The organism is Streptomyces sp. NPDC026575 (genome assembly GCF_055567415.1).
The window spans coordinates 1-13,500 of record NZ_JBVHQM010000023.1; the positions used below are offsets into that span (position 1 = coordinate 1).

Consider the following 13,500-nt stretch of genomic DNA (forward strand, 5'->3'; position numbering starts at 1 on the left):
GGCCTGACTGGAGAAGTCCTGGCTCATCTTGTCGCGCAGATCGTCCTCCGGCAGCACGGTGAACTTCACCTTCACCCCCGTCTCCTTGGTGAAGTGCTCGGCCGTCAGCCGCTGCAGATCCACCATCTGCGGGTTGTTGACCATCAGCACATTGATGGTCTGGGGACCGCCGCTGTCCGCGCTGTTGGCGCCGCTGAAGCAGCCGGTGGCGGCCAGCGACAGGGACAGGGTGACCGATGTCAGCGCCAGGGCGCGGCCGGTACGGCTCTGCTTGAGGGATCGTGCTCTCACGGCTGGGGCCTTTCTGGGGGCGACAGGGGGAGGTGGGGAATCGGGGGATGGCGAGGGGGGACGGGGCGGTGCCGCGGTGTTCCGGGCAGGCTCGATGGACCGTCCGCGGGCCGGGGTGTGGCCTACGGCGGTGTAGCAGACGGTGGTTCCTACGGGGCCGGTCGTCCGGGTGCCCCGTGCCCCGGCTTCAGACCCGGAGCACCTGCGGCCCCAGGAGGGAGTAGCGATGCGCCTCCGGCGCGGACAGGCCCGCGTCGGTGACGATCACGTCGAAGTCGCCGACATCGGCGAACCGGCAGAAGCTGCTGGCGCCGAACTTGCTGTGCACCCCGACCAGCACCCGCCGCCGCGAGGAGCGCACGGCCTGCTCCTTCACCTCGGCGACCGCCGGGTCGGGGGTGGTCAGACCGTGCTCCCGGGAGACGCCGTTGGCTCCCATGAAGGCCAGGTCGATCACGAATCGGGCGAGCATGTCCCGGGCCCAGGACCCCACCGTCGCCTGCGTCCCGGAGCGGACGCGTCCGCCGGCCAGCAGGACGGTGGCCGACTCGGACGCCGCGACCAGCGACGCGGTCCGCAGCGACGCGGTGATCACGGTGAGCGGGCGGTCGGTGGGCAGCAGCATGGCGACCAGCTCCGGTGTGTAGCCCTCGTCGACGAACACCGTCTCGGCCTCGCCGACCAGCGCCGCCGCGGCCGCGGCGATCCGGCGCTTCTCCGCCACCAGCTGGGTCTCCCGCCGGGCCAGCGTGGTCTCGAAGCCGGCGCTCTCGACCGGATAGGCCGCGCCGTGCGTGCGGCGGATCAGCCCACGGCGCTCCAGCTCGCTCAGATCCCGCCGGACGGTCTCGCGGGCGACCCCGAACTCGGCGGCGGCATCGGCGACCTCGACCCGGCCGGACTGCCGGGCGAGCGCGAGGATGCGGTGCTGGCGTTCCTCGGCCCTCATGGCTCACTCCTGCCTGGTTTCTGGCTGATTCCGGCTTCCGTTCGGTCACGGGACTGCCCGTTTCCGCCCGCATCAGGTTTATAGCAAGCGGTTCCCTGCGAAGTGCTGCCCGTCACATGGGAAAACCTGCCCGTTTCTGCCTGCTTCCTGACCGCGTGCCCCAGATCCACGGCCTCGCCCCGTGCCCGTACGGCCCTGGTGGCGGGCCCGTCGTCCACATCGGGCGCCCCCGCGTCCACCGGCCGCGACCGGCCGGTGCCCGAGGACGGCCGACGGCCGGGGTGGTGCCCCCGCCCCAGGCGCTTAGGGTGGACGCCATGAGCTCGGAGATGCGGTCGTTGGCGGTCACTGCGATCGTGGAGGCGGAGGAGTGTGCGGTGCTGCGGGTCAGTGGAGAGCTGGACCTCCGCACCGAGCAGGCATTTCTCTCCGAGGCGCGGTCCGTGGTCTCGGCCGGCCACCGCTTCCTCGTGCTCGATCTGACCGCCCTGCGCTTCTGCGACTCGCGGGGGCTGAGCTGTCTGCTCGCCCTGGAGTGGCTGTGCCGGCGGCTGGAAGGGCGGCTGCTGCTGGCGTCGCTCGGCGTACGGATGCTGCGGCTGCTGATCGGCACCCAGTCCCTCAACGTCTTCTCCTGCTACCCCACGGTCGGCCATGCGCTGGCCGCCGTCCCCGACGGCAGCCGCCCGGTGTGGCCGCCCGCGGCACCGGACCCGTCCGTGTGAAGCGGCGGTGCGCGCGGCTGACGGTCAGAAGGCCGGACAACTCATCCCCAGCCATGCGCCGTCGAACCGGGCGAAGGTGATCTTCCGGTACGGGCCGGATTCGTACAGCAGTCCGAAGGTGCCGTCCCGCAGCCGGGTCAGCGTCGAGTAGGCCGCCGCGCCCGGCGCGACGGTCCGGGCGATCGGCCAGCTCCGCCCGTCGTCGCAGGACGCCCGCACGGTCAGCCTCTCGCGCACATCGGTGCTCGCCGTGTTGCTGAACAGCAGCCAGTGGGCACGCGGCTGACGGGCCGGCGCCCACGGGTCGTAGCGCAGGATCGAGGCGTTGTTCGCCGGATCGATCAGCTCGTCGTCCGCGGCCGGGGCGCTGTAGGTCAGCCCGCCGTCCCACGAGTGCGCGATCAGCCGCCTTCTGACGCCGTTGGTACGGCTGTTGAGCATGATGCGTCCGTCGGCCAGTTCGACGGTCTTGTTCTCGTCCATCCGCGGGCCCACCGGCTCGCCCATGTGCCAGCTCGCGCCGTGGTCGTCGCTGTACGCGCTGGCCGCCCACATGCTGCCGTCCGCCTTGCGGAACGCGTACTGCTGCAGCAGCCGCCCACCGGAGAGCTGGCTGCCGGCCCCCGAAGAGGCGAAGATGCCCCGCCAGGAAGGGTCCTTGAGGGCGCGGGTCAGACGACGGTTGCGCCAGCTGCGGCCGCCGTCGTCGGAGTAGCTGTAGTCGGTGTGCAGCACACCGGTGCTGTCGTGGGCGTTGCCGGCCCCCGCACTGCCGAAGCCGACGCCCTTGGGCGCGTACGCGTGGAAGAGGAAGACCCGGCCGGTCTGGCGGTCGGTGAGCAGGCTGGGGTCGCCCGCGCCCACTCCGCCGTCGTAGTCCACCACCGCCCTCGGGGCGCTCCAGGTACGCCCGTTGTCGGTGCTCCGGCGCACCATCACATCCACGTTCCCGGGCAGATCGGCCGCGCTGTCGTTGCGCCGGTCGTAGGCCGCGAGGAGGGTGCCGTCCGGCAGGGTGGTCAGCGCCGGGATGCGGTAGGTGTGCGCACCCCGCCCGGACAGCGCCAGATCGGTGGTCTCGTACAGAGCGGGCCGGGCGGCCGCGCGGTGCGGCTCGGCGGCGGGGGCCGAGGGGGCGGCCGGCAGGCCGGTGCCGGTGGCGAGCAGCGCGGCCAGCGCGAGCAGACGGGCGGCTTTCACCGGTACCTCCAGAGCCGGACGCGGTGGGGCCGCTCCAGGGTGCGGGAGGCCGCCGGACCGGGCGCGTCGAGCGGCTCCGTCGGGGTGAGGCGGCCGCTTCGCTACGGCGTGGCGCCCTCCCGCAGCGCGTCGATCAGCGCCGCCACCGACGGCCTGCGGAGCGCGGCGGAGCCGACCGCGACCACGATGTGGCGGACGACCGGATCGTGCAGCGGCACCGCCGTGATCCCTTGTGAGCGCAGCCGCAGCATCAGTTCCGTCAGCGGCGCGACGCCCAGCCCCGCCCCGACCATCGCCAGCGACGTGGCGGTGTCGGTCACCTCGTGGACCACCCGTGGCTCGAAACCCGCCCGGCGGCACACGGCGCGGATCGCCCGCCCGTAGTACGAGCCGGCCGCCGGCAGGATCCAGTCGCACTCGGCGGTCTCCGCGAGCCGCAGCGCACCCGCCCGCCCCTCCGGCCCGTCCCATGGCGGCCGCCCGCCGGGCACGGCGAGCGAGAACCGCTCGGAGCGCAGCCGCACCAGCTCCACCGCGCCGTCCCGGACCAGCGGCGCGTCCGGATAGTCCAGCCCCAGCGCCAGCTCCACCCGTCCGGCGCACACCTCCGCGTACGCCTGGTCCACGTCCACCTCGCGGCTCTCCACCCGCACACCGGGGTGCCGGGCACCCAGCCGGCGCAGGGCCGGCGGCAGCAGCACCGCGGCCGCCGTACCGAACACCCCCAGCCGCAGCCGCGCCCGCAGCTCCCCGCGGCCCCGCTCCAGCGCCGCCACCGCCTCCGCCTGCGCGGCCAGGATCCGCTCCGCGTGGTCGGCGAGGGTGTGCCCGGCATCGGTCAGCTCCACCCGGCGCCCGGTCCGCCGGACCAGCTCCGTGCCGGTGGCCCGCTCCAGCGCCGCGATGTGCTGCGAGACCGCGCCCGGCGTATAGCCCAGGGCCGCGGCCGCCGCGGTCATCGTGCCGCTCCGGGTCAGCTCCAGCAGCGTCCTGAGCTGGACACCTGGCAGTTCCATGGCGGCACCCTACCCAGCGCCGCGGGCCCGCCGGCCCCGTGCGCCGCCTTGCCAAACCCCCCGGCGCCCAGAAGTCTTAATAGATCGCGTCCAGCAACCGTCGATGGACGCGGCACGGCCCGCCCGTCACCATCTAGGGGCCACCGGTGACCGCGCCCCACCCGCACCGGAGCGTCCGACAGCCCACCACCCACTCCGTACCGCACCAGCAGACCGGAAGGCGGCCCGGATGGCATCCACCGCGACCTCGGCGAAGGCCCGGGTCCCCCTCCCCGAGCAGGCCGACGTCGTGATCATCGGCGGCGGTGTCATCGGGGCGAGCATCGCGTTCCACCTGGCCGAGGCGGGCGTGACCGGAGTGCTCCTGCTGGAGCGCGACCGGCCCGCGTCCGGCTCGTCCGGCAAACCCCTCGGCGGCGTCCGCGCCCAGTTCTCCGACCCGCTCAACATCCGGCTCGGCCTGCGCAGCCTGGACGCCTGGCGGGACTTCGCCCGCAGGCCCGGCGCCGCCGTCGGGCTGGAGTCCGTCGGCTACCTCTTCCTCCTCGGCGACGACCGCGAACTGGCCCTCTTCACCGAGGGCGTGCGGACCCAGAACGCACACGGCGTCCCCAGCCGCATCATCACCCCGCGCGCCGCCCAGGAGCTGTGCCCGTACCTCGACCCGGGCGGCATCGTCGCCGCCGCCTACTCGCCCACCGACGGCTACGCCCTGCCGCGCTCCGCGGTGACCGGCTACCTGCACGCCGCCCGCCGGCTCGGCGCGGGGATCCGCACCCACTGCCCGGTCACCGCCATCGACACCGCCGACGGCGCCGTGGCCGCCGTCCGCACCCCGTACGGCACCGTCCGCACCCCCGCCGTCGTCTGCTGCGCGGGCGCCTGGTCCGGCGCCGTCGGCGCCATGGCGGGCGTCGACCTGCCCGTCACGCCGCTGCGCCGGCAGATCGCCTTCACCGGACCACTGCGCCCCGCCCCGCCCCGCATCCCCTTCACCCTCGACTTCGACTCCACCCTCTACTTCCACAACGACGGCGCCGGCGGGCTGCTCATGGGCCTGTCCGATCCGCGCCAACAGCCGGGATTCCAGCGGGAGTTCACTCGTGAATGGCTCGCCCCGTTCCGTACCGCGGCGGCCCGCCGGGCACCGGAACTCGCCCGACTGCCCGTCGTCGACGGCTGGGCCGGCCTCTACGAGATGACCCCCGACCGCAACGCGCTGATCGGCGAGGCCCGCCGGCCCGGCCGGTTCCTGTACGCCACCGGCTTCTCCGGTCACGGCTTTCTGCAGGCCCCCGCCGTGGGCGAACTCGTCCGCGACCTGTACCTGGGCCGCGAGCCGTTCCTCGACATCGGCCCGCTCGCCGCCACCCGCTTCGACGACGGCACCCGCCCCACCGGCCGCCCCGAGGCCCACATCATCTGAAAACCCCCGGTCCGCCCCCGACCCCCGGAGCTGCGAATGGTCCCCACCTGGCAACTGCGCGCCGCGTTCGCCCACCGGCTCTCCGCCATGTACGGCACCGAAGTCCCCGCGTACACCACGCTGCTGGAGGTGGCCGGGCAGATCAACGACGAGGTCGCGGCCCGGGACCCGGACGCGGGCCGGCTCGGCGCCCTGCGCCGGGTCACCGCGGAACGCCATGGCGCGATCCGGGTCGGCACCCCCGGGGAACTCCGCCAGGCCGCCCAGATCTTCGCCGCGTTCGGCATGCACCCGGTGGGCTTCTACGACCTCAGGGACGGCGAGGAGGGTGCCGTACCGGTCGTCTCCACCGCCTTCCGGCCGACCTGCGACGAGGAGTTGGACCGCAACCCCTTCAGGGTCTTCACCTCGCTGCTGACCACCTCCGACCGCCGCTTCTTCGACGCCGGCCTGGCCTCCCGGGTCGAGGCGTTCCTCGCCCGCCGACGGCTCTTCCCGCCCGAGCTCCTCGCCCTGGCCGAACGCGCCGAGCAGACCGGCGGACTCCCCGAGCCGCAGGCCGAACGCCTCCTCACCCTGGCGGTCGCCGCGTTCGCGCTCTCCCCGGAACCCGTCGACCGCGCCTGGTACAGCGAACTGGAGCGCGTCTCCGCGGTCGCCGCCGACATCGGCGGGGTGAGCACCACGCACATCAACCACCTCACCCCGCGCGTCCTGGACATCGACGCCCTCTACCGGCGGATGGGGGAGCGCGGCATCACCATGATCGACCGGATCCAGGGGCCGCCGCGCTGGGAGGGGCCCGACGTGCTGCTGCGCCAGACCTCCTTCCGGGCGCTGGCCGAGCCCCGCAGGTTCCGCGCGGCCGACGGCACGGTCACCGTCGGATCGCTGCGGGTCCGCTTCGGCGAGGTCGAGGCGCGCGGTATCGCCCTGACCCGCGCGGGCCGGGCCCGCTACGACCACCTCATGGCGGAGACCGACCGCCGGATATCGCTGAGTCCGGGCGCCGACCGGCAGGCGGTGGCCCGCGACCTGTGGCGCCAGGGCTTCCCCGCCACCGAGCACCAACTCGCCGTCGCACACCAGGCGTTCTTCACCTACCGGCCGGCCACCGACCGGCCCCGGGACGGCCGGCGCCCGCCCGCCGACCTCGCCGGCCTGCTCACCCAGGGCTGGCTCACCGCCCACCCCATCGTCTACGAGGACTTCCTGCCCCGCTCCGCCGCCGGCATCTTCCGCTCCAACCTGACCGGCGACGGCACCCGCGACGCGGAACTGGCCGGCGACCCCTTCGACGCACACCGCCTGTCCGAGGCGATCGGCCGGCCGGTCCTCGACCCGTTCGCGCTCTGCGCCCGCCGGCAGGACCACGCGCTGCGGCAGGCGCTGTTCACCCTTCAGGCGAGCGCGGCACTGCGCGCGCTGGACGACGGGGAACTTCTCGCCACCGAACCGGCCGGCGCGGATCCGGGCGTCCCGCACCCGGCCCGCTGACCACCGCCCACCCACCCTCACCCAGGAGTTCCGCCATGCCCGCCACCGACGCAACCGGCCACCGGCTCCCCGACACCGACGCCCTGCGCGCCCACGCGGCAGCCGCCCTCGGCCGCTGCGGTGTGGACCTCGACGTGTACACGGGCGCCGGGGCCGACACCGTCCTCGCCCGTACGCCGCTGACCGGCGGCACCCTCGCCCACCTCGCCGCCAGCACCCCCGAGCGGACCGACGCGGCCGTCGCCGAGGCGCACCGCACCTTCATGGAATGGCGCACCGTGCCCGCCCCGCGACGCGGCGCGCTCGTCAAGCGGCTGGGCGAACTCCTGGCCGCCCACCGGGAGGACCTCGCCGACCTGGTCACCATCGAGGCCGGCAAGATCCGCTCCGAGGCGCTCGGCGAGGTGCAGGAGATGATCGACATCTGCGACTTCGCCGTGGGCCTGTCCCGGCAGCTCTACGGCCGGACCATCGCCGGCGAACGGCCCGGGCACCGGCTGTCGGAGAGCTGGCACCCGCTCGGCGTCGTCGGCGTGCTGTCCGCCTTCAACTTCCCCGTCGCCGTCTGGTCCTGGAACACCGCCGTAGCCCTGGTCTGCGGCGACACCGTCGTGTGGAAGCCGTCCGAGCTGACCCCGCTCACCGCCCTGGCCTGCGACGGGCTGCTGGCCCGCGCGGCCGCGGACGTGGGCGCGCCGGCCGGGGTGCACCGGCTGCTGCTCGGGGCCCGGGAGTGCGGTGAGCGGCTGGTCGACGACCCCCGGGTGGCGCTGGTCAGCGCGACCGGCTCGGTAGGGATGGGACGGCAGGTCGCGCCCCGGGTCGCCGCCCGCTTCGGCCGCTGCCTGCTCGAACTCGGCGGCAACAACGCCGCCGTGGTCGCCCCCTCGGCGGACCTCGACCTCACCGTCCGCGGCGTCGTCTTCTCCGCGGCCGGCACCGCGGGCCAGCGCTGCACGACGCTGCGCCGGCTGATCGTCCACGAGGACCTCGCCGACCGCCTCGTCGAGCGGATCGTGCACGCCTACGGACAGCTCCCGCTGGGCGACCCGTTCGACCCGGCCACCCTCGTCGGCCCGCTCATCAGCACCGCCGCCCACACGGCGATGTCCCGGGCGCTGGCCGAGGCGCAGCGCTCCGGCGGCAAGCTGCTGGCCGGCGGCGAGCGGTGCCTGGCGGAGCAGGCCCCGCACGCCGCCTATGTCCGGCCGGCGATCGTCCGGATGCCCGAGCAGACCGAGATCGTCCGCACCGAGACCTTCGCGCCGATCCTGTACGTCCTGACCTACCGCACCCTCGACGAGGCGATCGCCCTGCACAACGGCGTTCCGCAGGGCCTGTCCTCCAGCATCTTCACCCGCGACCAGCGCGAGGCGGAGCGCTTCCTGGCCGCGGACGGGTCCGACTGCGGGATCGCCAATGTCAACATCGGCACGTCGGGCGCGGAGATCGGCGGTGCGTTCGGCGGTGAGAAGGAGACCGGCGGCGGCCGCGAATCCGGCTCCGACGCCTGGCGCGCCTATATGCGCCGGGCCACCAACACCGTCAACTACTCGGCGGAGTTGCCGCTCGCGCAGGGCGTCAGCTTCCTCTGAGCGTGCCACCGGGCCGGCCCGGGGCGCACCCGCTCCGGCCGGCCCGGCCGAGGTCCTGGACGAGAGTGGGCGACGGGCGCGGGATCTCGCCGAAGTCCTCGTCGTCGCCGTCCACGACCAGCCGGTTGATCACGTTCTCCAAGGCCGTCGGCAGGGTCGGGGCGAGCCCGCTGTGCCACTGGACCAGGAGGTTGTGCCGGGCGGCGTCCGGCAGCAGCTGCTTGTCGTCGAACGCCGTCACCGCCGGGCGCTCCTCGTCGGGGGCGTGCGCGGCCTGCTCGCGCCAGTAGGCGGCGTCACGGTACTCGCCGTTGCGGCGGTGGGAGAGGTACAGGCAGTAGGCCGCGGTCCGGCTGCCGGCACCGGCGCCGAAGTGCCACCAGAAGTGCGCCGCGTCGCAGCGTCCGGTGATGTGCAGCAGACAGGCGAAGACCAGCGCGCCTTCGGGGTCGATGTGGTGGTCGTTGACCAGCCGTTCCAGGCTGGCCGCGGCCGCCGCGGCGTTGACCACTAACGCACAGGCCAGCTGGAGTTCATGGGTGGCCTCGTCGCGGGCGCTGGGGTAGGCGCTGGGCGCCCCGCGGTCGGCGCGCCCCGGCAGCACCGCCGCCCGCGGCCCGTCCGCCCCCGTCCGCAGGGCGACGGTCCGGGTGCCGGGCCTGCCGGCCGGAGTGCGCTCGGCGAGGTCGCAGAACCCGGCCAGGCCGTTGATTCCGGACACCGCTGCGGCGGCGCTCAGCAGCGTCTCGACGGTCTCCCGGCGGCCGGCCGGGTGGTGGTGCGACATGGTTCAGTTCCCCCTGGTGTTTCCCTGGTCGATGCCGAGAGCCGCGGCGAGCTTGCGCTTGCCGCGGCTCGCATAGGAGCGGACGGTGACTTCGTCGACCCCGAGCAGCCCCCCGATCTGGGCGTCGCTGTAGCCGATGACATGCCGCAGCACGATCACGTCGCACTGCCGCTCCGGCAGCCGGGCGATGGCGGCGTACAGCCCCAACTGGCTCTCCAGCATGGCGAATTGCTGCTGGCACTCGCGCAGCAGGGCGTGTGCGACGACGGCGAAGGCGGCGGTCTCGGTGAGCGCGGTGGGCTGCTGGTGGTCGTAGAGCCACTCCACCACCCGCTCCTTGAGGACCGACCAGGCGTACGCCTCGACCGAAGGCTGCCGCAGTGCGTGCGGCCACAGCCGGCCGAGCTGCTCGTACGCGGACAGGGTGACCTCGCGGGCCGCGGCCTCGCTGCCCGTGTGCAGATACGCGTACGTCAGCCACTTGCCGGCATGGGTCGCCAGGAACGCCTCGAAGGTGATCGACAGCCGGTGGTCGGACGGCCCCGGCGGGCGGGCCTTCGGCGGGCAGCGGGAGGGCGCGGCTAACTCCGTGATGCGGGTGTGCGCCGGGGCGCACGCCGCTGGAAGTCGGTCCCGGTCTACGCTCACGAGCCGCCCTCGTTCCGATCGTCGTGCACCGCTGACGGGGGTGCCGAGGCGACGGCGGCAGCGGGAGGACGGTTTGCCCTCACCCTCCAATGAACAGGAAAGTGGGCCCGTTTGTGGCATGGGAGACGCAAAAATCTTCCGCTGCGTATTCATATGACTACCCGTGACAACTTGATGTGACGGTCCGTGACTTTTTCCGCCTGGATCGTCACCACCTGTGCGGGGTGTTCGCCTCGCATGATCCAGGGCGTACCGGGCAGTGCTCCAGCAGCCGTGTGTACGGAGGCGTGTTGTGCGCCTTGAGGGCGCACGGCTCTTAAGAGTGCGCCCCCTGGTCGCTGGAAGGGGCCGGGGGCGCTGTGCCGTACCGGGGAGGCAGCGGACGATGAACGACCATGAGCCCGTGGTGGATCTACAGCTGGACCGGGCCCACTCGTCCCGGATCTACGACTACTTCCTGGGCGGCAAGACCAACTTCCTGGCCGACCGGATGGCCGCCGGCGGCGTGCTGGGCGTCTTCCCCGCCGCGCTGGTCGCCGCCCGCATCAACCGCGAGTTCATGCACCGCGCCACCCGCTTCCTGGCCGAGTCCGGCCTGCGGCAGTTCCTCGACATCGGCACCGGCATCCCCACCCGGCCGAACCTCCACGACATCGCCCAGGACGTCGCCCCCGACGCCCGGGTCGTCTACACCGACAACGACCCCATCGTCCTCGCGCACGCCGCCGCTCTGCTCCACAGCACGCCCGAGGGCCGCACGGCCTACCTCCAGGCCGATGTCACCGACCCCGAAGGCGTCCTCGCCGCACCGCGGCTCCTGGACACCCTCGACCTGAGCCGGCCCGTCGCGCTCAGCCTCAACGCCCTGATGCACTTCGTCACCGACGACGGGCGGGACCGCGCGCACGGCATCGTCGAGACCCTCAAGTCCGCGCTCCCCAGCGGCTCGGTGCTGGCCATGACGCATGCGACGGCGGACTTCGCCCCCGAGGCGATGGAGCAGATCAGCAAGATCTACGCCGCCGCCGGGACCGGACTGCAGTTCCGCCCCCGCGCCGCGTTCGCCCGCTTCTTCGACGGCTGGGAGCTGCTGGGGCCCGGCGTCACCCTCTCCCACCAGTGGCGCCCCGACCGCCCCGAGGACGCCACCCACGTCACCGACGCGGAGGCGTCCTGCTACGCGGCCGTCGCCCGCAAGCCCTGAACGAGGCGGTGGCCGGGCCGGAGCTCGGCCCGGCCACCGCCCCAGCCGTCACTCCTTGCGGTACCCGTACGCCTCGGTCGCCGCCGCCGCGACCGCGTCCAGATCCGCCCCCGCCGAAGCCGTGACCACCGCGGCCACTGCGCCCTCCACGAACGGCGCGTCCACCAGCCGTGCGCCCTCAGGGAGCTCGTCCCCCTCGGCGACCATCGCCTTGACGGTCAGCACCGCACTGCCCAGGTCGACCAGGATCGCCACCCCCGCACCGCGGTCCACCGCCCGCGCCGCCTCGGTGATCAGCTCCGAACTGGTCCCCAGCCCGCCGTCCGGCGTACCGCCCGCGGCCGCCACCGGAGCCTTGGCCCCGCCGCCAGCCAGCCCGACGGCCAGCGTCGCGACGGACTCGGCGACCGGCCCGCTGTGCGACACCAGCACCACACCGACCAGGGAACCCCCGTCACCGGCCGCACCGCCGCCGTCCGCCCGCACCGCGTCCGCCGCGCTCACTTCGCCACCTCCGCGAGCGCCGCGAATAGCAGCGCCGACGACGTCGCGCCCGGATCCTGGTGCCCGATACTGCGCTCGCCCAGATAGCTGGCCCGGCCCTTCCTGGCCTGCATCGGCACGGTCGCCGAGGCGCCTTCCCCGGCGGCCTCGGCCGCCGCGTCGAACGAGGTCGCCAGCGCCGCCACCCCCGGCACCAGCGCATCGAGCATCGTCTTGTCGCCCGGCGCCGACCCGCCGAGCTGCCCCACCGCGGCCACTCCGGCGTCCAGCGCCGCCCGCAACTCCTCCGGCGACACCTCCGCCGCCTCGCCGAGCGCCTTCCCGGCGCGCCGCAGCAGCGTCCCGTACAGCGGTCCGGACGCGCCGCCCACACTTGAGATCAACTGCCGCCCGGCGGCGACCAGCACCGCACCGGGCGTCGCCGGCGGCTCGCCCTCCGCCACCGTCTTGACCACGGCCGCGAACCCCCGCTGCATGTTCGCGCCGTGGTCGGCGTCGCCGATGGCCGAATCCAGCTCGGTGAGGCGGGCGGCCTCCCGGTCGATGGCGGTGGCCGCCGCCGTCATCCAGCGTACGAAGAACGCGGCATCCAGGGCCGTTTCGGACACGGGCTACTCTCCTTCGGTCGTTCGGTCACTGAGCGGGCGGGAGGGCCTCAGCGGCCCCAGCGGAGCCCCGCCGTCTGCACGGGCGCGTCCCACAGCCGCAGCAGCTCCCCGTCCACCTGACACAGCGTCACCGAGCAGCCTGCCATGTCCAGCGACGTCACATAGTTCCCGACGAGCGTCCGGGCCACCGCCACGCCCCGCTCGTCCAGCACCCGGCGCACCTCGGCGTTGAACCCGTACAGCTCCAGCAGCGGCGTCGCCCCCATGCCGTTGACCAGCACCAGCACCGGCAGCCGCGGCTGGAGATCCTCCAGAATCGCGTCCACCGCGAAGTCCGCGATCTCGTGCGAGGTCATCATCGCGCGCCGCTCCCGCCCCGGCTCGCCGTGGATGCCCACTCCCAACTCCAGCTCACCGGCGGGCAGGTCGAAGGTCGGACTGCCCTTCGCCGGCGTCGTACACGCACTGAGCGCCACCCCGAAGCTGCGCGAGGAGGCGACGACCTGCCGGGCCACCGCCTCCACCCGCTCCAGCGGCATCCCCTCCTCGGCCGCCGCCCCGGCGATCTTCTCCACGAACAGCGTCGCACCGGTCCCGCGCCGCCCCGCCGTGAACGTCGAGTCGGTCACCGCGACGTCGTCGTCCACCAGCACACTGGCGACCTGCACCCCTTCGTCCTCCGCCAGCTCCTGCGCCATCTGGAAGTTGAGCACGTCGCCCGTGTAGTTCTTCACTACGAACAACACACCGCGCCCGCTGTCCACGGCCGCCGCCGCCCGCACCATCTGGTCCGGCACCGGCGAGGTGAACACCTCCCCGGGGCAGGCCGCGTCCAGCATCCCGGGCCCGACGAACCCTCCGTGCAGCGGCTCATGCCCACTACCGCCCCCGGACACCAGCGCCACCTTGTCCGCCACCGGCGCGTCCCGCCGCACGATCACCCGGTTCTCGGCATCCACCACCAGCTCGGGGTGCGCCGCGGCCATCCCCCGCAGCGCGTCGGCGACTACGGTCTCCGCGACGTTGATCAACATCTTCATCGGTACCTCC

Annotated in this window: 13 protein-coding genes and 1 pseudogene; 5 read left to right on the top strand and 9 right to left on the bottom strand. The window is 73.8% G+C overall.

What is annotated here, in order from left to right; translation table 11 throughout:
- Together ACZ4NB_RS28055 and ACZ4NB_RS28060 are read right to left on the bottom strand one after the other, a co-directional pair.
- Positions 1-291: pseudogene (locus ACZ4NB_RS28055) on the bottom strand (sugar ABC transporter substrate-binding protein); the annotation flags it as partial.
- Between the two features lie 187 nt (positions 292-478).
- Positions 479-1,240 carry a DeoR/GlpR family DNA-binding transcription regulator gene (locus ACZ4NB_RS28060; protein ID WP_467665820.1) on the bottom strand — a complete coding sequence of 254 codons (762 nt, stop codon included), beginning with the start codon at positions 1,238-1,240 and terminating at the stop codon, positions 479-481.
- A 317-nt stretch (positions 1,241-1,557) separates the two neighbouring features.
- Between ACZ4NB_RS28060 and ACZ4NB_RS28065 the strand changes: the two genes are divergently transcribed.
- Positions 1,558-1,965: an STAS domain-containing protein gene (locus tag ACZ4NB_RS28065; protein WP_393501509.1), complete on the top strand. Its 408-nt coding sequence runs from the start codon at positions 1,558-1,560 to the stop codon at positions 1,963-1,965.
- A gap of 24 nt (positions 1,966-1,989) precedes the next feature.
- Here ACZ4NB_RS28065 and ACZ4NB_RS28070 read toward each other — a convergent pair whose 3' ends face one another.
- A complete protein-coding gene (locus ACZ4NB_RS28070) occupies positions 1,990-3,165 on the bottom strand; it encodes a sialidase family protein (protein ID WP_467665821.1) in 1,176 nt (391 codons plus the stop codon).
- Between the two features lie 101 nt (positions 3,166-3,266).
- A complete protein-coding gene (locus tag ACZ4NB_RS28075) occupies positions 3,267-4,181 on the bottom strand; it encodes a LysR family transcriptional regulator (protein ID WP_467665822.1) in 915 nt (304 codons plus the stop codon).
- 229 nt (positions 4,182-4,410) lie between these two features.
- Here ACZ4NB_RS28075 and ACZ4NB_RS28080 point away from each other — a divergent pair, with 229 nt between their 5' ends.
- From ACZ4NB_RS28080 to amaB, 3 genes are read left to right on the top strand one after another with little or no spacing between them, the layout of a single operon-like run.
- Entirely contained in the window at positions 4,411-5,607 is a 1,197-nt protein-coding gene (locus tag ACZ4NB_RS28080; RefSeq protein ID WP_467665823.1) for an NAD(P)/FAD-dependent oxidoreductase, read from the top strand.
- Between the two features lie 36 nt (positions 5,608-5,643).
- The gene (gene hglS / locus ACZ4NB_RS28085; RefSeq protein WP_467665824.1) at positions 5,644-7,104 is read left to right on the top strand and encodes a 2-oxoadipate dioxygenase/decarboxylase; all 1,461 of its coding nucleotides are present in this window, start codon (positions 5,644-5,646) and stop codon (positions 7,102-7,104) included.
- Positions 7,105-7,139: 35 nt separating this feature from the next.
- Positions 7,140-8,699 (top strand): L-piperidine-6-carboxylate dehydrogenase, encoded by a 1,560-nt coding sequence (gene amaB / locus ACZ4NB_RS28090; RefSeq protein ID WP_467665825.1) that lies wholly within the window; start codon positions 7,140-7,142, stop codon positions 8,697-8,699.
- On the opposite strand, the gene ACZ4NB_RS28095 is transcribed toward amaB, so the two are convergent.
- Both ACZ4NB_RS28095 and ACZ4NB_RS28100 read right to left on the bottom strand, forming a co-directional pair.
- Entirely contained in the window at positions 8,686-9,486 is an 801-nt protein-coding gene (locus tag ACZ4NB_RS28095; RefSeq protein WP_467665826.1) for a hypothetical protein, read from the bottom strand. The genes amaB and ACZ4NB_RS28095 overlap by 14 nt on opposite strands.
- Before the next feature lie 3 nt (positions 9,487-9,489).
- Positions 9,490-10,134 carry an RNA polymerase sigma factor gene (locus ACZ4NB_RS28100; RefSeq protein ID WP_467665827.1) on the bottom strand — a complete coding sequence of 215 codons (645 nt, stop codon included), beginning with the start codon at positions 10,132-10,134 and terminating at the stop codon, positions 9,490-9,492.
- A 385-nt stretch (positions 10,135-10,519) separates the two neighbouring features.
- Between ACZ4NB_RS28100 and ACZ4NB_RS28105 the strand changes: the two genes are divergently transcribed.
- Positions 10,520-11,338, top strand: coding sequence for an SAM-dependent methyltransferase (locus tag ACZ4NB_RS28105; protein WP_467665828.1), 819 nt, complete (start codon positions 10,520-10,522; stop codon positions 11,336-11,338).
- Between the two features lie 48 nt (positions 11,339-11,386).
- On the opposite strand, the gene ACZ4NB_RS28110 is transcribed toward ACZ4NB_RS28105, so the two are convergent.
- From ACZ4NB_RS28110 to dhaK, 3 genes are read right to left on the bottom strand one after another with little or no spacing between them, the layout of a single operon-like run.
- Positions 11,387-11,824, bottom strand: coding sequence for a PTS-dependent dihydroxyacetone kinase phosphotransferase subunit DhaM (locus ACZ4NB_RS28110; RefSeq protein WP_467665922.1), 438 nt, complete (start codon positions 11,822-11,824; stop codon positions 11,387-11,389).
- Between the two features lie 14 nt (positions 11,825-11,838).
- The gene (gene dhaL / locus ACZ4NB_RS28115; protein ID WP_467665829.1) at positions 11,839-12,450 is read right to left on the bottom strand and encodes a dihydroxyacetone kinase subunit DhaL; all 612 of its coding nucleotides are present in this window, start codon (positions 12,448-12,450) and stop codon (positions 11,839-11,841) included.
- Positions 12,451-12,497: 47 nt separating this feature from the next.
- Positions 12,498-13,490 carry a dihydroxyacetone kinase subunit DhaK gene (gene dhaK / locus ACZ4NB_RS28120; protein WP_467665830.1) on the bottom strand — a complete coding sequence of 331 codons (993 nt, stop codon included), beginning with the start codon at positions 13,488-13,490 and terminating at the stop codon, positions 12,498-12,500.
- Between the last annotated feature and the right edge of the window lie 10 nt (positions 13,491-13,500).

What these genes read in the sequence shown, in the direction of transcription:
- ACZ4NB_RS28060 (WP_467665820.1), bottom strand. Translation starts at nt 1,240, where the DNA reads ATGAGGGCCGAGGAACGCCAGCACCGCATCCTCGCGCTCGCCCGGCAG.
- ACZ4NB_RS28095 (WP_467665826.1), bottom strand. Translation starts at nt 9,486, where the DNA reads ATGTCGCACCACCACCCGGCCGGCCGCCGGGAGACCGTCGAGACGCTG.
- hglS (WP_467665824.1), top strand. Translation starts at nt 5,644, where the DNA reads ATGGTCCCCACCTGGCAACTGCGCGCCGCGTTCGCCCACCGGCTCTCC.
- ACZ4NB_RS28075 (WP_467665822.1), bottom strand. Translation starts at nt 4,181, where the DNA reads ATGGAACTGCCAGGTGTCCAGCTCAGGACGCTGCTGGAGCTGACCCGG.
- dhaK (WP_467665830.1), bottom strand. Translation starts at nt 13,490, where the DNA reads ATGAAGATGTTGATCAACGTCGCGGAGACCGTAGTCGCCGACGCGCTG.
- ACZ4NB_RS28080 (WP_467665823.1), top strand. Translation starts at nt 4,411, where the DNA reads ATGGCATCCACCGCGACCTCGGCGAAGGCCCGGGTCCCCCTCCCCGAG.
- ACZ4NB_RS28105 (WP_467665828.1), top strand. Translation starts at nt 10,520, where the DNA reads ATGAACGACCATGAGCCCGTGGTGGATCTACAGCTGGACCGGGCCCAC.
- ACZ4NB_RS28065 (WP_393501509.1), top strand. Translation starts at nt 1,558, where the DNA reads ATGAGCTCGGAGATGCGGTCGTTGGCGGTCACTGCGATCGTGGAGGCG.
- amaB (WP_467665825.1), top strand. Translation starts at nt 7,140, where the DNA reads ATGCCCGCCACCGACGCAACCGGCCACCGGCTCCCCGACACCGACGCC.